The following is a 22,106-nucleotide window of genomic DNA, read 5'->3' on the forward strand; positions in this document are numbered from 1 at the left end:
CGCCTCACTCACGGGTCAGGAATGACAACACCGTCGATTCGAATGCCTGCTTCTGCTCGATCATGACCCAGTGACCGCAGTCGGGAAAGATGTGCACCTCACCGCGTGGGAGCAGTCGCATCGCGATCACCGACATGTCGAGGGGGCTGACCCGGTCGTCCCGGCCCCAGGTGACCAGGGTCGGAGCCGTGACCGCCCGCAGATGCGCCCACTGAGGTGGTTCGACTGATTCGCGTTGTGCGGCAGCCAGACCGTCGACGGCCGCTCTGCCGTACATTCGCTTCGCGCTCGCCAACGTTGCCGGGTCCGTCGCCTGCTCCCACCGTTCCTGGATCAGTTCTTCGGTGACGAGCGCCGGGTCATAGACCGTAGCCTGCAGCCAGGCGATCAATCGCTCACGAGACGGATTCTCGGTGAACTCGCTGAGGAGCCTGATGCCCTCGCCCGGGAAGGGGCTGTACAGGTTGCCCCCGATACCTCCGATGGTGACGAGACGATCAACGCGATGGGGGTGCTTGATCGCGAAGTCAATTGCGACGCCTCCGCCCATCGAGTTGCCGATGATCGATGCCCGGTCGATGCCGAGTCCGTCGAGGAAGAGCGGAACTGCATGCTGGGCGGAAAGCATCGGATGCGCGTCGTCGAACGCGTCACTGACGCCGAAGCCGGGGAACTCGAGAATCAGCGTGCGAAAATGCTCGGCGAAGAACGAGATGTTCCCGCGGAAGTTTCGCCAACCGGTTACCCCCGGCCCGGAACCGTGCAGCAGGAGCAGGGGCGGCCCCTCCCCCGCTTCCCGATAGCGCAACACTCCACGCTCGGAACTGAGTTCGCGCAGTGGCAGTTCCGCCGGGGGCGCCGTCCGGCCTGAGTCTTCGGGCGCCCGATGCTGCGCTGCGGTCTCTGTCAACGTCGTGTCTCCTCGAAATGTGATGTGGTCGTGCGGTTCAGTGAAGGCGCGGAATCGCGTCGCCCACGGGCAGCTCGATCCGCGATTCTTCGATGCGATGATCGGCAACCGCGGCATCCACCGTCGATCGAAGTTCGACGCAAGTCCGGTCTGGTTCGCCGTAACCGTGATGCGCTGCGGAAATCATCGGGCAGTCGTCGGCATCCGACGTCCACTGGATGGATGTGTGTGCTGCACTGAATTTCTCGACGAGGAACTCGCAGCCGCAGGATCGGCAGGTCAAAGGTCTCATCGCCATCGACTCACCTCCCTGCAGCGGTACTTGTGTACTCGCCGTACGCGCCGCGGAAGAAGATCAACGGCGCGAGGGCGGATGCCCGGACGCGGCGCACCCTGCAGACAACAATGGCGTGATCACCTGCCGGGTGCTCGACCTCTGGGGTCACTTCCAAACAGGCCAGCGAGTCGTCGAGTATCGGTGCTCCGCTGGGAGACGGACACCACCCGAGACCACTGAACTTCTCCGGGCCGCGTGTCGACAATTGTCGACAAACGTGCTCTTGACCGTCGGAAAGGATGTTGATCGCCACGGCGTCGTTCGAGCGTAGACGCGGCCACGAGGTGCTGGTCCGCGCGACACAGAATGCCACCAGGGGAGGCTCGAGCGACACAGAGGTAAACGAGTTCGCTGCAAGACCGGTCGGCACGCCGTCGGCGTCGATTCCGGTGATAGCGACCACGCCGGTAGCGAAGTGCCCGAGCACTTTACGCATCTCCAGCGGATCTGCTTCTGTCAGATCCTTATCCAGATCGGTGAAATTCGCTGCAGTCGCCATGCATCCTCCTCGATATCGCACTGACCGTAGCGCGCTGTCGGATTGTGTCTGATCGCATCTCCCGGTGGCCGGGACAGAATCGTGTTGTCGCACGTCATTCCGAAGTTTGTTGTTGGACAATGCATTCAGAGAGCACGCGGCGCATCGAGTTCCACAGCTCATTGCGGGCACGAGCGGCCTGCGGTAGCGACGGGAGCGTCAGGAAGCCGTGGAACAGTCCGTCGAAGCGTTGCGTCAGTACTGGTACACCGGCGTCTGACATCCGCCGCGCATAGCGGTCGGCCTCGCTGCGGAGCGGATCAAGCTCTGCGGTGACCACAAGAGCCGCAGGTAATCCGGCGAGATTCTCGGCGCGAGCCGGGACCACGTCGGGGTCGTCCCGATCACGATCACCTGGTGCGTACTGGTCCCAGTACCAACGCATCGCGATAGTCGTGTTGTAGTAGCCGACGCCATATTCCCGGTATGACGGCGTGTCGAAGTCGGTGTCCACAACGGGATAGAACAGAATCTGTGCAGCCACCCGCGGACCGTCAGATCGCGCGGCGCGCAAGGCGACGGCCGCAGCCAGGTTGCCACCCGCACTGTCGCCGGCCACCGCGATCCGACTCGGATCGCCGCCGTACTCCTTGATCTGCTCAGCTGCCCACTGCACCGCCGCATACACGTCGAGCATCGCTGCCGGCGCTCGATTCTCGGGCGCGAGCCGATAGTCGACGGACACCACCACCACGCCTACCTCGGCGGCCATCGAACGGCAGAGCTCGTCATGCGAATCGAGGTCGCAGAATACGAAGCCACCACCGTGCGCGAACACCACGACCGGAAGTGATTCCGAAGCAGCGCGGTCAGGCACGTACACCCGCACGGGTACCCTTCCACCGGGGCCCTTGATGTCGAGGTCACGCACCATCGTCATGGCCGGTTTCGTCGTCGGCGATCCACGTCTCGATCGGAAGATCTGGCGCAGTTCCTCCGGCGGATACTGTGTGACATCAGGGAATCCGGCCTCGAGGGTGTCGAGCATCGCGGCAACTTCCGGTTCCAGGTCGGCGGGTCGGTGAGTCATATGTCTCCTCGTCAGGGCCTTGATGGCAATCAGTACTCGATCGAGATCTGTTCGGTGAGTTGCTCGGCCTGGCACGGGAGTATGTAACCGTCGGCGATGTCATCGTCCGTGAGTACCTCATTGGAAGCCATCCGCACCTCACCCGATCGAAGGGTGCACACGCAGGCGCTGCACGACCCCTCGCGGCACGAGAATGGCACCTCCACGCCTGCGTTCAAGAGTGCATCGAGCAGACGAAGCGGCTTCTGCCACTGAAGCGAAACGTGTTCGCCGTACAGGTCGACGGCGACCGTGGCGACAGTGGACGCGTCGACGCCTGCACCGCCATCGCCCTTGTCTCCGGTCAGCGGGGCGCACGCAAACGGATCGCCCGAGAGGGATACGAACCGCTCCGCGTGTAACCGCTCGCGCGGTATCCCGGCACCGAGTGAGACCGATTCGACCAAGTCCATGAGCGGCTCGGGCCCGCACACGTAGACATGCCGGTCGACAATCGGTGCGATCAGTGAGCGAAGTTGGTGTGCAACCGGATACCCTTGCACCGATTCGAGAATGTGCACCACGGTGATCCGCTCGCCGAACTGTTCCCCGAGAGCACGCAACTCGGCGGTGAAGATGATCGATGACTCATTGCGGTTCGCGTATACGAGCAGTACATGGCCGGTTCCGGCGTGGAGAATCGACTTGGCGATCGACATGATCGGGGTGATCCCGCTTCCTCCCGCCACCAACACCACCGAATCGTCGAGCGACGCCGGGGTGAACACTCCGGTCGGCGCCAGCACGTCGAGCCGATCCCCAACCTTGATCCGGTCGCAGATCCAGTTCGAGGCCACACCGCCGACGACACGCTTGACGGTGAATGTCAACGACCGCCCTCCGTCAGCCTCGGGCGAGCTCGACAACGAGTAGCAGCGCGCCAGACCGTCTCCGTACGGAACTCGAACCGTGATGAATTGCCCTGCTGTATATACGAACTGACTATCCGAGCACCGCTCGGGCTCTATCGTGAACGACCGGGCATCGACGGTCTCATCGACGATGGATGTCACGATGACACGACGAGTTCGGTCATTGTGTTCAATCTCGGGCACGATCGCGCTCGCTGCCGGCGCGGGCACCAGGCTCGCTGCGGATTCGCTCGACATATCACTCCTCATTCGATGGGCGAGGGGGCTACTGCACGTCACCGGCTGCCGACGACCGCGGGATCGGACCTGCAGGGGACTCGACGATAACGACGCCGCGATCGCCGCAGAAGGGCGTTGTGCCGCTGACCGGGAGGCTCGGGTTCGCGTGGCGATCCCGGTCTCAGCACTCACGTCCGCTGAGTGAGACATGTGCACGCGGTCACCCGCTGGACAGGACCGATTCCTCCACCGCCCTCTGTGAGCCCCCACGATCGACCACGTCACACCACATGTCGGCGCAGGGTTTGGAGGTCTCGATGCCGCACTCTCAGAATGGATTTACCCCCACCGGGGTAGAGACAGTCTCCTCGGGCACAGAAGAATTCAGGACAATCGAAGCCGGAGCGGCACCAACTCGGTTCGCCCGAGGCTGGCACTGCCTCGGGCTGCTGAGGACATTTCGTGATGGAAAGCCGCACGAGGTCAAAGCGTTCGGTACCACACTGGTCGTTTTCGCGTCCGAAACCAGCGGCGAACTGCATGTGCTCGACGCATACTGCAGACACATGGGCGGGAACCTGGCACGGGGGTCAATCAAAGGCGATTCCATCGCGTGCCCGTTCCATGACTGGCGCTGGGGCGGCAATGGTCGGTGCACCGAGATCCCGTACGCACGGCGGGTTCCACCGCTGGCCCGCACCAGGTCGTGGCCGACGCTCGAACGCAACGGGCAACTGTATGTATGGCACGACCCGCAGGGCACCAAGCCGACCGACGAAGTGACGATCCCCGAGATCGCAGGCTACGGCACTCCTGAGTGGACGGACTGGACGTGGAACTCGAACGCAACGGGCAACTGTATGTATGGCACGACCCGCAGGGCACCAAGCCGACCGACGAAGTGACGATCCCCGAGATCGCAGGCTACGGCACTCCTGAGTGGACGGACTGGACGTGGAACTCGCTTCTGGTCGAAGGCTCTCACTGTCGCGAAATTGTCGACAACGTCGTCGACATGGCGCACTTCTTCTACGTTCACTATGCCTTTCCGAGGTACTTCAAGAACGTCTTCGAGGGCCACACCGCCACGCAGTACATGCGGTCGACACCACGGCAGGACATCGAAGTCGGCACCAACTACGACGACCCCAATTCGACTCTGCGTTCGGATGCGTCCTATTTCGGACCGTCGTACATGATCGACTGGCTCTGGAGCGAAGCGCAGGGAATGACCATCGAGACGGTTCTGATCAACTGCCACTATCCGGTCACTTCGAATTCCTTTGTGCTGCAGTACGGAGCCATGGTGAAGAAGCCTGAGGGAATGTCGGACGAGATGGCCGACAGTATGGCAGCGCAGTTCGCGCGGGGCGTCGAGATCGGTTTCGAGCAGGACGTTGAGATCTGGAAGAACAAGGCCGCTATAGACAACCCGCTCCTGTCGGAGGAGGACGGGCCGGTTTATCAGCTTCGCCGCTGGTACGAACAGTTCTATGTCGACGCCGAGGATGTCACCCCAGAGATGACCAACCGGTTCGAGTTCGAGATCGACACCGAACGCGCCGTCGCGAGTTGGGAAGCCGAAGTGGCCCAGAACATCGCATCCGGCAAGACCCTGCAGACCAGCTGACCACCGCATAGGAGATACACCATGTCCCACGAAGTACTCGACAACCTCGCGGCAATAGCCGACGACATCCGCGCACAGGCTGACGAAGCGGAACTGTTGGGCCAACTGCCCGCCGATACCGCCAAGAAGCTGAAGGCGGCAGGGCCGATTCGCATGCTGGCGCCCAAGAAGTACGGCGGTTACGAGGCTCACCCTCGCGATTTCGCCGAAACCGTCATGGCCGCAGCCGCTCTCGATGGCGCCACCGGATGGGTCTGCGGCATCGTCGGCGTCCACCCCTGGCAGCTCGCCTTCGCAGACCCTCGCGTCCAGGAGGAGGTGTGGGGAGACGACAACGACACGTGGATGGCATCACCATATGCACCGACCGGTATCGCCGTCCCCACTGACGGCGGCTACGTCTTCAACGGCCGGTGGCAATTCAGCTCGGGTACCGATCATTGCGACTGGATCTTTCTCGGGGCCATGCTCGGAACACAGGACGGTGAGATCGCACAGCCACCGACCATGCTGCACATGATTCTGCCCCGCAGTGACTACGAGATCGTCGACGACTCGTGGAACGTGGTGGGCCTCAAGGGCACGGGCTCGAAAGACATCATCGTCAAGGATGCCTTCGTGCCTGCGTACCGCGTGATGAACGGCGATCACGTCATCGACGGCACCGCACAGCGCGAGTACGGGACCACGGAGACGCTGTACCGGATGCCGTGGTCGAACATGTTTCCTCTCGGAATCACCTCCGCCGTAATCGGTATCGCCGAAGGTGCGTTGGCCTGTCACCTCGACTACCAGCGAAATCGGGTGGGAGCACAGGGCACCGCTATCAAGGACGATCCCTACGTGCTGTTCGCGATCGGCGAAGCCGCAGCCGACATCAACGCGGCGCGCCAGGAACTACTTGCCAACGTCGACACCATGTGGGATCTCGTCGACTCAGGCGCCGAGGTCTCATTCGAGGAGCGCGCCACTGGCCGTCGCACGCAGGTGCGAGCCGCATGGCGTGCGGTGATGGCCGTTGATCAGATCTTTGCGCGCTCCGGCGGCAACGCACTGCGTATGGACAAGCCACTGCAGCGGTTCTGGCGCGACGCACATGCCGGACTCAACCACGCCATCCACGTGCCGAGCACCGTCTACCACGCGTCGGCGCTGAGTTCGCTGGGCATCGAGCCGCCCGAGAACCTGCGATCGATGATCTGACCCACCACTTCTCACCACTCACCGAAGGAACACTCATGACAGAGATCAAGGGTCTCGGCTACATCAAGATCCAGACCAACGACATGGACCGTTGGCGCACTTTCGCTTTCGACGTCCCCGGGTTTGCCGAGGGCAGCGGTCCCGACGAGAACGCGCTGTACCTGCGGATGGACGAGCGGGCCGCACGCATCGTCGTCGTGCCGGGCGAGAGCGACGAGGTCATCGACATCGGCTGGGAGGTGCGCGATGCCGCGGCGCTGACACGCGTTCAGGAGACCCTCGAGGGTGCCGGCGTCGCGGTGAAGCCGCTGTCGGTCGAGGAGGCCGATGCACGTCGCGTCGAGTCAGCGATCTCGTTCACCGACCCGTGCGGTGCCACCGTCGAGATCTTCCACGGACCGATCCTCGACCACAGTCCCGTCGTCACCAGGTTCGGCGCCCGGTTCGTCACCGGGGATCAGGGACTCGGCCACGTCGTGCTGCCGACCATGGATCCGGGCGGCGCGTTCGACTTCTACACCGACGTCCTCGGCTTCCTGCCCCGCGGCGCGATGCGGCTGCCCGCGCCCCCGGAGTTCGGCCCGATGCGCATCCGGTTCCTCGGCGTGAACGAACGCCACCACAGCCTCGCGCTGTGCCCCGCCCCGCACGGTGGCGCCCCCGGCCTCATCCACGTCATGGTCGAGGTCGATTCGCTCGACGCCGTCGGTCAAGCGCTCGATCGCGTCGTCAAGGACGGCTTCTCCGTCTCGTCGACGCTCGGACGCCACACCAACGACAAGATGGTTTCCTTCTATGTCCGTGCTCCCGGAGGTTGGGACATCGAGTTCGGCACGGACGGAATGCGCGTTGATGAGGCGCACTACACAGCCGAGGAGATCACGGCGGACAGCTACTGGGGCCACGATTGGTCCAGCAGCGAGCCCTTGGCTGCGATGTAGTCGACGAGGATTCTCGCCCGCTGAACGATCTGCCGAACGTCCCGTACCGCGCCAGCCGGTACGGGACGTTCGGCATAGTGCACATACGCAAAGGGGTTGTTGTGATGCCAAGCACATCGTATATTTCTAATCGGCATATGCCTAACAGTCATATCGTCCTCAGCCCTCTGGAGAACTCATGACCATCGACATCGAATCCGCGACCCCCAACAACGTGCTCGACCGAGCATCACTCGTGCTCGACGCCTTCGACGGCCCGGGACGACTCACACTCGCGCAGATAGTCCGCCGCACAGGGCTCCCCCGCTCCTCGGCTCACCGACTACTCGACCGACTGGTTGCACTGAAATGGCTACGTCGTCACGAACACGACTATGAGCTCGGCATACGCCTGATGGAACTCGGCTCGATCGCGGTACATCAGGACCGGCTACACCGCGCAGCAATGCCTTATCTGCACGAGCTGCATCGTGCAACGGGATTCGTCGTGCACCTGGCAATCCTCGACGGAGCGGACGTCGTCTACTTGGAGAAGATCGGCGGAGCACTGGGCGAAGCGATACCGACGCGCGTGGGAGGACGCCAACCTGCCCACTGTACCGCGGTCGGCAAAGCAATTCTCGCCTGTCGCGATTCGTCCAGCGCAGTCGATACTCAGACACCTCTGCCTCGTAAGACCAGGTACTCCATTGCCACCCACGCAGCCTTGCATGCGGAACTACAGAAGGTGCGAGCGCTCAATATCGCGTACGAACGTGAAGAGTCGGTTCCGAAAATCGGCTGTGTAGCAGCACCGATCGGCGACGTCGACGACGCGATAGCAGCCGTGTCGGTCTGTGGCAGGTCCGACCGGATGAACTTCGACTATCAATTGGCAGCCCCCGTCCGGATGACAGCTCTCTCGATCTGGCGGAGTCTCGATAGCGGATCAGCGCGCGTGGCACCGACATTGCAACGACCACAGCGACTGCGTCCGAACGGACTTCGCACCCAAGCACGAACAGCACCGATTTCTCCTCGGCCAAGCGAGCTGATCAGCTGAGCATGACTGAGCATCAATCTTCGTTGTCTGCGAGTTGTTTCTCCACCTCACGCCAGTGACCTGGCCGGGGGCGGGGAAACGTCTCGCTTCGTTCGCCAGACGCCAATCGCGCAGCGGCAGAGTCGATGTCATCGAGAAGCTCTCGAGCAAGTACCTGTTCGCTGGCATAGTAGCGCTGCGCCCAGCGCATGGCGATCTGCGCGAATGCCCACGCTGGCTCGGCATCCGCAGCTGCCGCGTCGATCGCGACGCGCCGTTCGAGTTCGCGCATCCTGTCGATGTGTTCGCGCAACACCGACTTCAGTTCGTCCGGGGTGCTCAAGTGCCCGAAGGCCACTCTCAACACCACAGGATGCTTCAGCATGGGCGGATCCACAGGCGCAAACAGCGCCCAGATACGCACAGCGCGCCGCCCGTCGTCGGTAATCTTATACACCCGACGGTTGCGTCCATCGCCATCAGCCATTCGAGACGTCGCATATCCCTGCTGCTCAATGCGTTTGAGCTCGGAATATACCTGACTAAACGACGGGCTCCAGTAGTAGTGCCGCATACTCCAGTCGGCCCACTTCTTGAGGTCGTAGCCCGAGACCTCTTCCTCGTATGCCAGCATGCACAGGACCGCCCAACTGGTCGGTGGCAGCGCAGGCAGATCCTCGAAACGCGAGGGGGTCGAGGTCACCCGGACATCGTATCAATCAACCAGGTCAAAGCCTCGATAGCCATCGGCGGCCACATCGAGCAGGATGTTCCGGTACGTACCGAAGCCACCGACGAATGGCATGAAAACGCGGGGTTTCCCGGGGATGTTCGCGCCGAGGTACCACGAGTTGGCAGCTGGCATGAGTGTCTTGGCGGCGCGTTGCGCGCACTCGTCCACCCACTCCTCGACTGCCTCGGGACGCGCCTCGATCGCGCGGACGCCACTGTGTTCGATCGTTGCGATGGCACCCGCAATCCAGTCGACGTGGAGTTCGGAGTGGAGCACCATATTCGCCAACACCGACGGGCTGCCGGGACCGGTCACGTTGAACAGATTCGGGAACCCTGACACACCGAGACCCAGGTAGGTCTTCGGGCCGGATTCCCATGCCTGCTTCAGTGACACGCCATCGCGTCCGACGATGTTGATTCTGTCGATAGCACCCGTCATCGCATCGAATCCTGTTGCCAGAACCAGTGAATCGAGCTCTATGAGCTCGTCCGCCAACACCACGCCCATAGAGGCGATTCGCTCAATGGGCGTACTGCGCAGGTCGACGAGGTGAACGTTGTCGCGGTTGAAGGTCTCGAAATAGTGGTCGTCGGTACAGATCCGCTTGGCCCCGATCGGATGATCCTTGGGAATCAGGAGTTCGGCGACACGTTCATCATCGACCACCGCGCGGATCTTTGCCTCCCAGAACTCCCGGGCCGTCCTGTTCGCCTCGATGTCGGTGAGTTGGTCGGGAAAGGTCTTACTGAACAACACGCCACCGAGTTGCCAGCGCCGCTCGTATGCCGCGCATCGCTCCGCCTCGCCGACTTCGAGGGCTGACTTCGGATGTGCCTGATGCGGTGACCCACCACCACTTTCCATCGAGAGACGGCGGCGCTCAGCGTAGTCGGATCTGTACTTCGCTCTGGTCTTCTCGTCGATCGGGACGTTGCCGGCCGGGATGCTGTAGTTCGCAGAGCGCTGGAATACGAACAAGTCGCTCGCCTGTTCTGCGATCTTCGGGATCGATTGGATTCCCGACGAACCGGTGCCGATCACTCCGACTCGCCTACCGGTGAAGTCGACACCGCCGTGCGGCCATGTAGCGGTGTGATAGACGGGACCGGAGAACGACCCGAGGCCGGGAATCTCCGGGACGTTCGCGCTCGAGAGCGGCCCAACGGCGAGGACCACAAATCGCGCGTTGACGGTCTCGCCGGTATCGGTCCGCACCGCCCAGCGCAACCCGGACTCGTCGAGCGTCAGGTCGACGACCCTGGTATCGAAAGCGATGTCTCGACGTAGGTCGAATCGATCAGCAACGTGCTCGAGATACCTCAAGATCTCGGGTTGCGTGGCATACTTCTCGCTCCACTCCCATTCCCGCTGGAGCGCCTCGTCGAATGAATACGAGTAATCCACACTTTCGACGTCGCACCGGGCACCGGGATAGCGATTCCAATACCAGACTCCACCGACGCCGCTGCCCGCTTCGAAAACCTGCACAGAAAGGCCGTCTTCCCGAAGCCGATGCAGCGCATACAGGCCAGCGATGCCCGCACCAATGACTACCGCGTCGACCTGCCGTGCACGGTCCGCGTCCGCTAGGGCAGACCAGCGATCCAACGCGCTCATGAATTCACCTTCCGACTTCTTCTCGACTCGGGCAGGACGACGTTAAGCAGACCGCCGCGCGCACACCAGGCGAGGTTCCCGCTGGTCGGCATGACCGAGCGATCTGGCGAGTCATGTTCCCGATCAACGGGATCGGGGACCTCGTCGCACGACATCGAGATCTACGGTTGCGGTCATCAACAGGAGGGACATGGCATGCAGGCAGAGGAAGAAGTCGATGTACTCGTGGTCGGTTCGGGTGGTGCGCTGGCAGGCGCCTACACCGCTGCCCGAGAGGGGCTGCGGGTTGCAGTGATAGAGGCCACCGACAAGTTCGGCGGGACCACAGCATATTCCGGTGGCGGCGGAATGTGGTTCCCCTGCAATCCCGCGCTGCGACGAGCCGGCACCGACGACACCATCGACGACGCGCTGCGCTACTACCACGAGGTCGTCGGCGACCGCACCCCGCGCGAACTGCAGGACACCTACGTCCGGCGCGGCTCGGACGTCATCGAGTACCTCGAGAGCGACCCGGACCTCTCGTTCGACATGTACCCGTGGCCCGACTATTTCGGCAAGGTACCCGGCGCTCGCCTCGACGGACAGCGCCACATCACCCCGACACCGCTGCCGGCCGACGAACTCGGCGAACTGCGCAACACGCTGCGCGGTCCTCTCGACACGGATCGTCTGGGCGCACCCCTACCCGATCTGTTGATCGGCGGTCAGGCATTGATCGGTCGATTCCTGAAGGCGCTGAGCCGCTTTCCGAACGCAGCCATGCACCTGAACTCGGCGCTGACCGAACTAGTGGTCGAGGATGGCAGTGTGGTCGGCGCGGTGGTGGACCGCGGCGATACGCGGCGAACCATCCGCGCAGACAAGGGTGTGCTGCTCGCAGCAGGCGGATTCGAGCAGAACCAGGCGATGCGCGATGAATACGGCGTCCCCGGTGCGGCGCGGGACACCATGGGGCCCTGCGGCAACCTCGGCAAGGCTCACACCGCAGCGATCGACGTAGGCGCCGACACCGACCTGATGGACCAGGCATGGTGGTCGCCGGGGATGACGCATCCAGACGGACGGTCGGCGTTTGCGCTGTGGTTTACCGGTGGCATCTTCGTCAACCAACTGGGCCGACGGTTCGTCAACGAATCAGCACCGTACGACCGGCTCGGGCGCGAGATCATCGCTGCACTCGACTCCGATGGCCTCGCATTGCCCTTCTGGATGATCTACGACGACAGAGAGGGAACGGTTCCGCCGGTCAAGGCGACCAACGTGTCCATGGTGGAGACCTCGAAGTACGAGGATGCAGGACTGTGGCACACGGCAGACTCGCTCGAGGAGTTGGCGGAGACGCTCGGCATCGATGCAGCTGGGCTCGTCGCCACGGTCGCACGGTACAACAAGATGGTGGCCGACGGTGTCGACAACGACTTCGGCCGCGGTGACGAGGCCTACGACAGGGCGTTCTCCGGCGGAGATTCACCCATGACGCCAATCGATGAACCGCCCTATCACGCAGCGGCTTTCGGAATCTCCGACCTCGGAACAAAAGGTGGTCTGAGAACCGACACGGCCGGTGCCGTACTCACCCACGAGGGCAACCGCATCAACGGACTGTACGCGGCCGGCAACACGATGGCCGCGGTCAGCGGAACGACCTATCCCGGCGGCGGCAATCCTATCGGCGCTTCGGTGCTTTTCAGCCATCTCGCAGTGCTCGACATGCTCGCATGCCGTTGATCGAGCAGCGAATAACACTGCCCAAGAGCCGAACCAGAGAGGACTGGCCATGACGTTGCAGGACACGATCCGCGAACGCGTCGAGGCATACCTTGCCGCTGTTGCAGGGGGCAAGGCCGCCGACATCGTCGCGCTCTACGCGCCGGAAGCACGAGTGGAGGATCCGGTTGGCTCCGGGGCTCGAATCGGTCATGACGCAATCAGTACGTTCTACAGCGCACTCGAGGGTGTGGATTGTGACACCGAGTTGCTGACGCTACGCGTCGCGGGCGACACCGCCGCGTTCGCATTCCGCGTCACCACCCGGACACCCGACCAACTCGTCATCATCGAACCCATCGACGTCATGACCTTCGACGACGAGGCACGAATCACCAGCATGCGCGCGGTGTGGTCTCCTGACGACATGGCTGTCGCACCCCGGCAGGAGCCCAACTGATGTCAACACAACCGCTGTGGGACCGCGAGGTCGACTTCCTCGTCGTGGGAAGCGGAGCAGGAGGCCTGACGGCTGCGATCACGGCCGCGGCGAGCGGTCTTTCGACCCTCGTCATCGAAAAGGCAGCGGTCTACGGCGGGAGCACTGCGCTCTCCGGCGGAGGAATTTGGATCCCCAACAACCCCACCCTCCGCCGCGCCGGTATCACTGACGCACGCGCTGACGTACGCGCCTACCTCGATGCCGTTGTTGGCGAACGGGTTCCGTCAGACAACCTCGATGTGTTCATCGACGAAGGCCCAGCGATGCTCGACTTCCTCGAACGCACCAGCGTCCACATGCGATTCCAGTGGTGCCCCGGATACTCCGACTACCATCCCGAGCAACCAGGTGGGCGCCCCGAAGGACGGTCGATCGAACCTCTCCCCGTCGATCTGAAGAAGCTCGGAGCCGACGAGCACCGGCTACGTCCTGCTGCCCTGGCCACTCCTCCGGGTTTGTTCATCACCTCCAAGGACTTCGTCGCCCTCAACATGGTCATGCGCACCTGGAGGGGGCGCCGAGCGGCCCTGATCGCGGGGATTCGCGCCGCTAAGGCAATCGTGTTGAGACGGCATATGGACACTCTCGGCAGAGCATTGATCGCTCGTCTTCGGCTGGCACTCAGTGATTCTGACGTGCCGCTCCTACTCGATACGCCGCTACAGTCGTTGGTCACCGACGACTCGGGCGCCGTTCTCGGAGTGATCGCCGAACACGCGGGACGGCCGTTGCATATCCGTGCCCGTCGTGGAGTTCTGTTGGCCACCGGCGGGTTCGAGCACAATCACGAGATGCGCAAGAAGTATCTGCGTCGAGGTGGCACCGACGATTACAGTGCCGCGTCCGTCGACAACACCGGCGACGGGATACGTGCTGGACAAAGGATAGGAGCAGCGGTCGACCTCATGGACGACGCATGGTGGATGCCCTCGTTCGAACGTCCCGACGGAATCCAGCAGGTTCTCGTGTCTGAGCGATCGATTCCTCGTTCTGTAGTCGTCGACAGCCGCGGGCGGCGCTTCACCAACGAGGCCGCGCCGTACGTCACCTTCGTCCACGCTCAGATCGCCGGGGATCACGACCCGGCCTGGTTCATCTTCGATCGCACCGCCAAGAACCGGTATCCCATCGGTGGCATCATGCCCGGACAGCCATTCCCCGCGGAGTGGATCAGCAGCGGATTGGTGCACACCGCGGAATCGCTTCCACTTCTCGGCGCATCGGTCGGCATCGACGGCGCAGAGCTCGCCGAGAGTGTCGCACGATTCAACGGTTTCGCCCGATCGGGGCGTGACCTCGATTTCGGACGTGGTGACAGCGCCTATGACAACTACTACGGCGACCCGAGTCTGCGAACACCCACGCTGGACGTGATCGATCGAGGACCTTTCTACGCGTTGCGGATTCGCGTCGGAGATCTCGGTACGAAGGGCGGGCTGGTCTACGACTCGTCCGCACGGGTACTTCGCGAGAACGGCTCAGTGATCGATGGTCTATACGCCACCGGCAACACATCGGCCGCCGTGATGGGCAACGACTATGCCGGCGCGGGTGCGACGATCGGTCCCGCCATGGTGTTCGGATACGTCGCCGCGCGAGTCGCCGCGGGTGAACTCCCCCGCCGACAGAGAGAATGATCGGGCACCGTAACCACGTCGAGTAACTCGACTCATACACTGATACGCCCCCGGTCTCGGCCGGGGGCGTATCAGCGATAGTCGGTCAGAGTTGTGTGGCGCCCGCATCGACGGGCAGTGTGACAGCGGTGATATAGCGCGCCTCGTCTGACGCCAGAAACAGTGCGGCATTGGCTATGTCGTGGGGCTCGACCCACGGGATAGCCAACATGTTCATCGTCCGCGCGGCGGCAGCGAACTCGTCTCGCGTCGGATCGGCCAGGTCGGGGCGGAATGATCGTCGCACCATCGAGTTCTGAATCATGGGTGTGTCGACATTTGTGGGATGCACCGTGTTGACACGGATTCCGTACGGTGCGACCTCATGTGCGAGCGATCGCATCAGTCCGACAAGCCCGTGTTTTGCGGCAGTGTAGTGGGCGACGCCAGGCAATCCTCGCCATCCGGCGATCGAACTCGTGAGGACGACTGATCCCCCACCACGCTCGATGAGATGTGGGATCGACGCCTTACAGGTGCGCCACACACCGGTGAGGTTGACGTCGAGCATGGTCTGCCACGACTCTTCCGTCAACTCGACTGCAGGACCTTTCGAGGTGATACCGGCTGTCGCGCAGACGATGTCGAGGCCTCCGAGTTCGTCGACTCTACTGATGACGGTGGCAGTCAACGCATCCCCGTCCCGCACGTCGACGACATCGGTTACCACACGAGCACCCTCCTTCTCGGCGAGTAGCGCGGTTTCCGCGAGATCGTCGACGGTGGACGCGGGGGTGACTGTTGTGTCGATGTGGTCGCAGACGTCCACGGCGATCACGTCAGCACCTTCTGCCGCGAATCGCACCGCCTGCGCTCTTCCGATACCCCGGGCCGCTCCGGTGATGAGGGCCACTTTGCCCGACAACCGCCCCGTCATGACGCCTTCGCCACAAGTCCGGCGTCGACCACGATATTGGCACCCGTGACGTAACGCGCTTCGTCGGATATCAGATACAGAACGGCGTTGCTCACGTCGACCGGATCCACCCATGACACCCCGAGAAGAGTGCGCGACGCCAATGCTCTGGCCGCATCCTCCTCGCCGGGCGAAGACAGGTCCGGTCGCAACTTGGCGAAGACCTCATCGTTGAGGATCATGGCCGTACCCACCGATCCAGGATGTACCGCGTTGACCCGGATACCAGCGGCACCCAGTTCATTGGCGAGGGTCTGAACCAGCCCGACCACAGCGTGCTTGCTCGCGCAGTAGTGCGATGTACCAGCGGTCCCTTTGAGAGCGTTGGTCGATCCGATGACAACAACCGCCGCGCCGGGTGTCATACGCGGCACCGTCGCTTTCACCGTGTGCCATACGCCCGTCAGGTTGACGTCGAGCGCGCGCTGCCAGAGCTCGTCGTCGAGTTCCCACGATCTCCTCGCAGGCGGATAGATCCCGGCGCTGGCGATGACGCCGTCGAGACCCCCGAACCTGTCGATCCCGCGCGCAACTGCCGCCTCCATTGCGGCAGGATCGCGCACGTCGGCGTGCGCGGTCACACACCGGGCTCCGACCCAGCCGACCTCTTCCGCGGTTCGCTGCAGGTCGTCGTCCGCGTCGGCGAGATCGACCGCGACCACCGAAGCACCTTCTTCTGCGAGGCGTACACAGTGGCTACGCCCCATTCCCCTCGCGGCGCCCGTCACGAGTACCACCCGATCGTGCATCCGATTCACCTCAAACCTCCATCGCGAGACCTTTCGAAGGTGTCAACGTAAGGCCATCAGAACGCCCTTGACACTGTCGGTGACCGACCAGCGGACACGGGACGGCGCCGATCCCGATCAGTAGGAAGGAGCCTCACGACCACTGCCTTCTCGCGGTGGAGTGGAGTTCTGCGAACACCCCTTTCCACCTAAATCTGAAACGTGTTCTAATTCGTATATAGAACACGTTCCACCGCGGAGCACGAAGGGAACCCGATGGCAGGCGAGCGCGAGCAAGGACAACCAGCACCCGAGACCGAGACGTACGACGTCGTCGTGGTGGGCGCGGGTGCTGCGGGATTGAGTGCTGCCATCACGGCGGCCGCACAGGGCCTGTCCACGGTGATCATCGAGAAGTCGCCGTACTGGGGCGGTTCGACCTCACGCTCGGGCGGGGGTGTCTGGATTCCCAACAACTCGGTGCTCGAGCGTGATGGAGTCGACGACACACCGGAGCGCGCACGCGAGTACGTCAAGGCGATCATCGGCGAACACGCCCGCGAGGATCGGATCGACGCCTACATCGACCGAGGCCCCGAGGCGCTCGAGTTCCTGATGAAGCACGCACCGCTGGATCTCGAATGGGTGAAGGGCTACTCCGACTACTACCCCGAAGCACCGGGTGGTCGGCTGGGTGGGCGCAGCGTCGAACCTCGTCCGTTCGACGCGCGCGCACTGGGCGACGACCTCGACACGCTTCATCCGCAGTACACCAAAGCCCCGCTGAACATGGTTGTGCTGCAATCGGATTACCGTTGGCTCAACACCGGGATGCGTCACTGGCGCGGACCGCTACGCATGGCGAAGGTCGGTGGGAGGTTCTTCTGGGCGCGCTCGCGGGGCAAGAAGCTCATTGCGATGGGTGCGGCTCTCGCTGCCGAGTTGCTGCTCGGCGTACGGCGGGCCGGGGTGCCACTTCGGCTCAACACGGGTCTGGTCGACCTCCTCACCGACGACGGCCGGGTGGTCGGTGTCACCGCGGAGTCCGACGGCCGACGGTTCGACATCCGCGCCGAACGGGGCGTGATCCTGGCGTGCGGTGGTTTCGAGCGCAATGCCGAGATGCGCCGGAAGTATCAGCGCGAACCGATCGGTTCCGACTGGACGACAGGCGCGCCGTCGAACACCGGCGACGGGATCAACGCGAGCCTCAAGATCGGCGCGGCTGTGTCGTTGATGGACGACGCCTGGTGGGGACCAACCATCCCACTCCCCCGCGGCCCGTGGTTCGCGCTCTCGGAGCGCTCGGTCCCGGGCACATTCATCGTGAACATGCGCGGCGAGCGATTCATGAACGAGTCACTGCCCTACGTCGAGGCGGTCCACCAGATGTACGGCGGCGAGTTCGGGCTCGGCGACGGTCCGGGAGAGAATGTTCCGTCGTGGTTGATCTTCGACCAGACATGTAGAAACCGATACCTCTTCGCCGGGGTGAATGCGCGACAGCCATTGCCCAAGAAGTGGTTTGAGTCCGGTGTTGTCGTCAAGGCCGACACGATCACCGAACTCGCCGACAAGATCGGCGTACCCGCCGACTCCCTGAACGCGACGACAGAGCGATTCAACGGCTTCGCGAAGAACGGCGTCGATGCAGACTTCCATCGAGGTGAGAGCGGATACGACCACTACTACGGCGACATCACCAACAAACCCAATCCGAGCCTCGGTCCTGTTCGTAAGGCGCCGTTCTACGCGGTGAAGATGGTGCCGGGTGATCTCGGCACCAAGGGCGGTATCGAAACAGACGCAACGGGACGTGCGCTGCGACCCGACGGCTCGGTCATCGAGGGCCTCTACGCCGCGGGCAACACCAGCGCTCCGGTCATGGGCCACACCTACGCGGGTCCGGGTGCGACGATCGGCCCGGCTCTGGTCTTCGGTTACCTCGCGGCACTCGACGCGGCAGCCAACGCCGGCGTGACCACCACATCGTCGACGAGCGCAGGAGCCTGACCGATGGCGATCGATCCTGCAGTCGCAGTCGGAGCCGAACTCCCCGAGGTCACCTTCTCGTGGTCGGCCTCCGACGTCGCGCTTTATCATCTCGCCGTCGGGGCCGCGCGCGATCCACTCGGCGTCGAGGGTCTGCGCTACGTCGACGACGCGAACCCCAAGGTGCTGCCGACGTTCGCGACGGTTGCCGCGTCCTTCCATGCGACGCAGGCGCCAACGGTGTCGTTTCCCGGTATCGACATCGACCTGGCGAAAGTCGTGCACGGCAGCCAACAGATCACCGCGCACCGACCGCTGCCGCCACAGGGCAAAGCGACGACCCGCAAGCGGATCGTCGAGGTCCAGGACAAGGGCTCGGCAGCGGTGATCATCTCCGAGGGCGTCACGGTCGACGAGACCGGCGAACCGCTGTGGACCGAACGATCGTCGATCTTCGCCAAGGGGGAGGGCGGATTCGGGGGCGAGCGCGGGGCGTCGAGCAAGGTCGTCTACCCCGACCGCGATCCCGACCGCAGACTGACAGTGCCAACCCTGCCGAATCAGGCACTGCTGTATCGCCTTTGCGGCGACCGCAACCCGCTACATTCCGACCCGGCGTTCGCCGCGCGTGCCGGGTTTCCGCGGCCGATCCTGCACGGGTTGTGCACGTACGGTTCGGTCTGCCGAGCCGTGGTGGACGACATGCTCGACGGCAACGTCACCGCCGTCGACGACTTCTCCGCAACGTTTGCAGGCGTCGTCTTTCCCGGCGAGACGCTCGACGTGGCGGTCTGGGAGGACTCGGACCGCCTGCTGGTGACGGCGGCGGTGGCCGACCGCGACGGGGCGCCCGCTCTCGCGAATGTGGTCCTCGGCACGCGGGGCTGACGGGAGCGGATGGACTCACGCGGGCATGAGGCTGCGTCACGCCGCCACCGCGCCGCGCCGGTCCGTGAACCGATAAGGTCACTGACGGTCATTCCCGCTACCTGTTGTCGTGGCCAGTCCACGGCCCATGAAGGAGATTCGATGAGCGATTCGCTGCAGTCACTGCTCGAGGCCAACCGCCCCGCAGTGGTCCAGGATTTCGTCGGTGTGATCGATGCCGAGGTGTCGGAGCAGAAGGGTCTGGGCGGCGCGGCCGTCAAGGCCGCATACGGCGCCGTACAGAGGATCAAGCCCGACATCGTGACGCGGGCAACCGATCAACTGCTCCCGGACTTTCTCGCAGCGTTGCAACCGTTCTGGGACAACAAGCCTGCCGGTGTTGCCTTCGGCGATCACCTCGCGGCCAACTCGGACGCGGCGGCCGAAGCCCTGTTGCAGGTGACCGACGATCAGGTCGCAGACGCGAAGCCCGCACTGGCGAAGGCATACAACTCGCTGCGCGGAAAGGCGAAAGGCTATGTCGCCGCTGCACTTCCGCGAGTCGGCGCCGTCGTCGACAAGTACGCGAGTTGAGTTGAGGTGACGGCTGGTCGCGCTAGGCCGCGGAGGTGAGGATGAGAACCAACACCACACCTACCGCGATCAGCGCGGCCAGCATCGACAGCACTCGCCAGATGTGCAGGCGGACCGGTGTCGGGTCGGTTGCTCGTGAAGATGCGACCTGGGATGAGGCCATGATCTCTCACTTTCGATCGTCCGGGACACCGTCCAACGGTCTGGTCGAGTGCTCCCAGTCTGTTACAACAGTGATAAATGTGTCACATGTTGCAGGAGTTTGGGGTGTTTCGCGGCAGCGTGTCGCCGATATCCTCGACGTGACCCCGACGAGGACCACATGGCTCGCATGACTCGAGAGAACGTTCGCGCCGCATGGCTCATCTTGATCGCCTGCGCCGCGGTCAGCATGGTGGTCGCCGCCATGGCAGCGTTGAACACCGCGCTCGCCGACATCGCGGTCGACATCGGCGCGGACTCGAGCCAGATGACGTGGATCGTCGACGGATACACACTGGCGCTCGCGGCACTGTTGCTCCCGGCAGGCGCGATCGGTGATCGGTACGGGCGCCGCGAGATACTCATCGTCGGCCTCGTGCTCTTCGCCGTTGCCTCGCTCCTCGCGATCTGGACCACGAACCCCACCCAATTGATCGGCACCCGCATCCTCGCGGGTGTGGCCGCTGCGCTGATCATGCCGACGACACTGTCGCTGATCACCTCCGGCGTCCCCGCTGATCGACGCAGCATCGCCGTGAGCATCTGGGCCGCGGTGGCCGGGGCGGGTGCAATCGCGGGCTTCTTCGTCACGGGTGTCCTGCTCGAATTCTTTTCGTGGCACTCGATATTCATCACATTCGCGGCGTCGGCTCTGCTGACGGCACTCCTGTGCCTGACGATCGGCACCTCTCGTGACAGCAATCCGGGACGCTTCGACTTCGCCGGGACCGCGCTGTCCGTCCTCGGCGTGACCGGCATCGTGTTCGGTCTTCTCGAAGCCCCGCACCGCGGCTGGAGTGACGCGCTCGTCCTCGTCGCACTGATCGGCGGGATCGTTCTGCTGGGCACGTTCTGCCTCGTCGAGCTCCGCATCACAGACCCGCTGCTCGACGTGCGTTTGTTCACCAACCGTGCGTTCGGCTCGGGCGCGCTCTCGGTCTGTCTGCAGTTCTTCGCTTCGTTCGGTGCTTTCTACCTCTTGCTGCAGCGGCTGCAGCTCGTGTTCGGGTACTCACCGCTGCAGTCGGCCTTCGCGCTGATGCCGATGGTGGTCGGCGTCAGCGTCTTCGCGCTGGTGGGCAACTGGCTCGCGGTGCGCTTCGATTCGCTGCGATTTGTCCTGGCCGGCGGAATTCTGGTCGCGGGCATCGGAATGCTGCTGTTGGGGCTCGTCGACTACGACTCCTATCCGACGCTTGCGGGGATCACCGCGGTCGTCGCCGTCGGTATCGGCCTCGCCACCGCACCGTCGACCACCGCCATCATGGCGAACACGCCGATGGACAACCAGGGGGTGGGGTCGGCGGTCAACGACACCGCGCGTGAACTCGGCGCCGCGATAGGAATCGCTCTCGCCGGCTCGCTGCTCGCCGCCGGCTACTCGGCGCGCATAGGGACGACGAGCACGCTTGCGCACGATCAGCTCGAAGCTGCGGGACGCCAGCGCGTCGCCGCCGGAGACACGGCGGGCGGTCAGGCGCTGCTCGCTCAGGCCGACGAGGTGTCCGACCGCATCGGCAGGTCACTCGCCGAGGCCACCGAAGTAGCCCATCGCCTGCCCTCGCAGGCGGGCGCTCTCTCGCGGACCATCCTCGACGGCGCGCAGGACGCATTCGTCACTCCGATGAACCAGGCATGTGTCGTCCTCGGCGTGGTCCTTCTCGTCGGCTCCGCGGTGTTGATCTGGCTGACTCCACGACGCGTGGTCCCGCTCGGCACCAACGGCGAGCCGTCCCATGTCACCGACGGCGGGCCGTCCCATGTCACCGACGGCGAGCCGGATCCCTCGACCGGTCGCAGCAAGGGCTGAGCAGCGTAGGCTCGCTC

At 63.6% G+C, this 22,106-nt stretch carries 19 protein-coding genes and 2 pseudogenes; 12 read left to right on the top strand and 9 right to left on the bottom strand.

Features of this window, described 5'->3' with window-relative positions; all coding sequences use genetic code 11:
- Positions 1 to 4: 4 nt before the first annotated feature.
- The 4 genes from LK459_RS05135 to LK459_RS05150 form a co-directional block, all read right to left on the bottom strand.
- A complete protein-coding gene (locus LK459_RS05135; protein ID WP_227923587.1) occupies positions 5 to 844 on the bottom strand; it encodes an alpha/beta fold hydrolase in 840 nt (279 codons plus the stop codon).
- A 368-nt stretch (positions 845 to 1,212) separates the two neighbouring features.
- A complete protein-coding gene (locus LK459_RS05140) occupies positions 1,213 to 1,746 on the bottom strand; it encodes a flavin reductase family protein (protein ID WP_227922116.1) in 534 nt (177 codons plus the stop codon).
- Between the two features lie 94 nt (positions 1,747 to 1,840).
- Positions 1,841 to 2,815, bottom strand: a complete 975-nt coding sequence (locus LK459_RS05145; protein WP_227922122.1) for an alpha/beta hydrolase — start codon at positions 2,813 to 2,815, stop codon at positions 1,841 to 1,843.
- Positions 2,816 to 2,844: 29 nt separating this feature from the next.
- Positions 2,845 to 3,963 carry a ferredoxin--NADP reductase gene (locus LK459_RS05150; protein WP_227922129.1) on the bottom strand — a complete coding sequence of 373 codons (1,119 nt, stop codon included), beginning with the start codon at positions 3,961 to 3,963 and terminating at the stop codon, positions 2,845 to 2,847.
- Between the two features lie 299 nt (positions 3,964 to 4,262).
- Here LK459_RS05150 and LK459_RS23255 point away from each other — a divergent pair.
- The 5 genes and pseudogenes from LK459_RS23255 to LK459_RS05170 form a co-directional block, all read left to right on the top strand.
- Positions 4,263 to 4,775 (top strand): annotated as a pseudogene (locus LK459_RS23255) (Rieske 2Fe-2S domain-containing protein); the annotation flags it as partial.
- 8 nt (positions 4,776 to 4,783) lie between these two features.
- Positions 4,784 to 5,575 (top strand): annotated as a pseudogene (locus tag LK459_RS23145) (3-ketosteroid-9-alpha-hydroxylase); the annotation flags it as partial.
- A gap of 21 nt (positions 5,576 to 5,596) precedes the next feature.
- Positions 5,597 to 6,778: an acyl-CoA dehydrogenase family protein gene (locus LK459_RS05160; RefSeq protein WP_227922135.1), complete on the top strand. Its 1,182-nt coding sequence runs from the start codon at positions 5,597 to 5,599 to the stop codon at positions 6,776 to 6,778.
- A 35-nt stretch (positions 6,779 to 6,813) separates the two neighbouring features.
- On the top strand, positions 6,814 to 7,719 hold the full coding sequence (gene bphC, locus LK459_RS05165) for a biphenyl-2,3-diol 1,2-dioxygenase (protein WP_227922137.1): 906 nt from the start codon (positions 6,814 to 6,816) through the stop codon (positions 7,717 to 7,719).
- A gap of 178 nt (positions 7,720 to 7,897) precedes the next feature.
- Positions 7,898 to 8,761 carry an IclR family transcriptional regulator gene (locus LK459_RS05170; protein ID WP_227922139.1) on the top strand — a complete coding sequence of 288 codons (864 nt, stop codon included), beginning with the start codon at positions 7,898 to 7,900 and terminating at the stop codon, positions 8,759 to 8,761.
- Between the two features lie 13 nt (positions 8,762 to 8,774).
- On the opposite strand, the gene LK459_RS05175 is transcribed toward LK459_RS05170, so the two are convergent.
- Together LK459_RS05175 and LK459_RS05180 are read right to left on the bottom strand one after the other, a co-directional pair.
- The gene (locus tag LK459_RS05175) at positions 8,775 to 9,443 is read right to left on the bottom strand and encodes a PadR family transcriptional regulator (RefSeq protein ID WP_407648730.1); all 669 of its coding nucleotides are present in this window, start codon (positions 9,441 to 9,443) and stop codon (positions 8,775 to 8,777) included.
- A 12-nt stretch (positions 9,444 to 9,455) separates the two neighbouring features.
- Positions 9,456 to 11,093 carry a flavin-containing monooxygenase gene (locus tag LK459_RS05180; protein ID WP_227922142.1) on the bottom strand — a complete coding sequence of 546 codons (1,638 nt, stop codon included), beginning with the start codon at positions 11,091 to 11,093 and terminating at the stop codon, positions 9,456 to 9,458.
- A 195-nt stretch (positions 11,094 to 11,288) separates the two neighbouring features.
- On the opposite strand from LK459_RS05180, the gene LK459_RS05185 reads away from it, so the two are divergent.
- The 3 genes from LK459_RS05185 to LK459_RS05195 are packed head-to-tail and all read left to right on the top strand — an operon-like array spanning position 11,289 to position 14,942.
- Complete coding sequence (locus LK459_RS05185) at positions 11,289 to 12,824, top strand: FAD-binding protein (RefSeq protein WP_227922144.1); 1,536 nt, start codon at positions 11,289 to 11,291, stop codon at positions 12,822 to 12,824.
- A 49-nt stretch (positions 12,825 to 12,873) separates the two neighbouring features.
- Complete coding sequence (locus LK459_RS05190) at positions 12,874 to 13,263, top strand: nuclear transport factor 2 family protein (protein ID WP_227922146.1); 390 nt, start codon at positions 12,874 to 12,876, stop codon at positions 13,261 to 13,263.
- Entirely contained in the window at positions 13,263 to 14,942 is a 1,680-nt protein-coding gene (locus tag LK459_RS05195; RefSeq protein ID WP_227922147.1) for an FAD-binding protein, read from the top strand. Before LK459_RS05190 ends, LK459_RS05195 begins: the two co-directional genes overlap by 1 nt.
- Before the next feature lie 85 nt (positions 14,943 to 15,027).
- On the opposite strand, the gene LK459_RS05200 is transcribed toward LK459_RS05195, so the two are convergent.
- Complete coding sequence (locus tag LK459_RS05200) at positions 15,028 to 15,858, bottom strand: mycofactocin-coupled SDR family oxidoreductase (protein ID WP_227922149.1); 831 nt, start codon at positions 15,856 to 15,858, stop codon at positions 15,028 to 15,030.
- Positions 15,855 to 16,655, bottom strand: coding sequence for a mycofactocin-coupled SDR family oxidoreductase (locus LK459_RS05205; RefSeq protein ID WP_227922151.1), 801 nt, complete (start codon positions 16,653 to 16,655; stop codon positions 15,855 to 15,857). The genes LK459_RS05200 and LK459_RS05205 overlap by 4 nt, the downstream gene beginning before the upstream one ends.
- A gap of 246 nt (positions 16,656 to 16,901) precedes the next feature.
- On the opposite strand from LK459_RS05205, the gene kstD reads away from it, so the two are divergent.
- The 3 genes from kstD to LK459_RS05220 all read left to right on the top strand — a co-directional run bounded on the left by kstD (position 16,902) and on the right by LK459_RS05220 (position 20,078).
- On the top strand, positions 16,902 to 18,638 hold the full coding sequence (gene kstD, locus LK459_RS05210) for a 3-oxosteroid 1-dehydrogenase (protein WP_227922153.1): 1,737 nt from the start codon (positions 16,902 to 16,904) through the stop codon (positions 18,636 to 18,638).
- 3 nt (positions 18,639 to 18,641) lie between these two features.
- Positions 18,642 to 19,505 carry a MaoC/PaaZ C-terminal domain-containing protein gene (locus tag LK459_RS05215; protein WP_227922155.1) on the top strand — a complete coding sequence of 288 codons (864 nt, stop codon included), beginning with the start codon at positions 18,642 to 18,644 and terminating at the stop codon, positions 19,503 to 19,505.
- Between the two features lie 141 nt (positions 19,506 to 19,646).
- Positions 19,647 to 20,078: a DUF6918 family protein gene (locus tag LK459_RS05220; RefSeq protein ID WP_007239709.1), complete on the top strand. Its 432-nt coding sequence runs from the start codon at positions 19,647 to 19,649 to the stop codon at positions 20,076 to 20,078.
- A 22-nt stretch (positions 20,079 to 20,100) separates the two neighbouring features.
- On the opposite strand, the gene LK459_RS05225 is transcribed toward LK459_RS05220, so the two are convergent.
- A complete protein-coding gene (locus LK459_RS05225; protein ID WP_169315823.1) occupies positions 20,101 to 20,241 on the bottom strand; it encodes a hypothetical protein in 141 nt (46 codons plus the stop codon).
- Positions 20,242 to 20,400: 159 nt separating this feature from the next.
- On the opposite strand from LK459_RS05225, the gene LK459_RS05230 reads away from it, so the two are divergent.
- On the top strand, positions 20,401 to 22,089 hold the full coding sequence (locus tag LK459_RS05230; protein WP_227922157.1) for an MFS transporter: 1,689 nt from the start codon (positions 20,401 to 20,403) through the stop codon (positions 22,087 to 22,089).
- The last annotated feature ends 17 nt before the right edge of the window (positions 22,090 to 22,106 follow it).

This window comes from Gordonia otitidis (assembly GCF_020735545.1).
Taxonomy (GTDB): Bacteria; Actinomycetota; Actinomycetes; order Mycobacteriales; family Mycobacteriaceae; genus Gordonia; species Gordonia otitidis.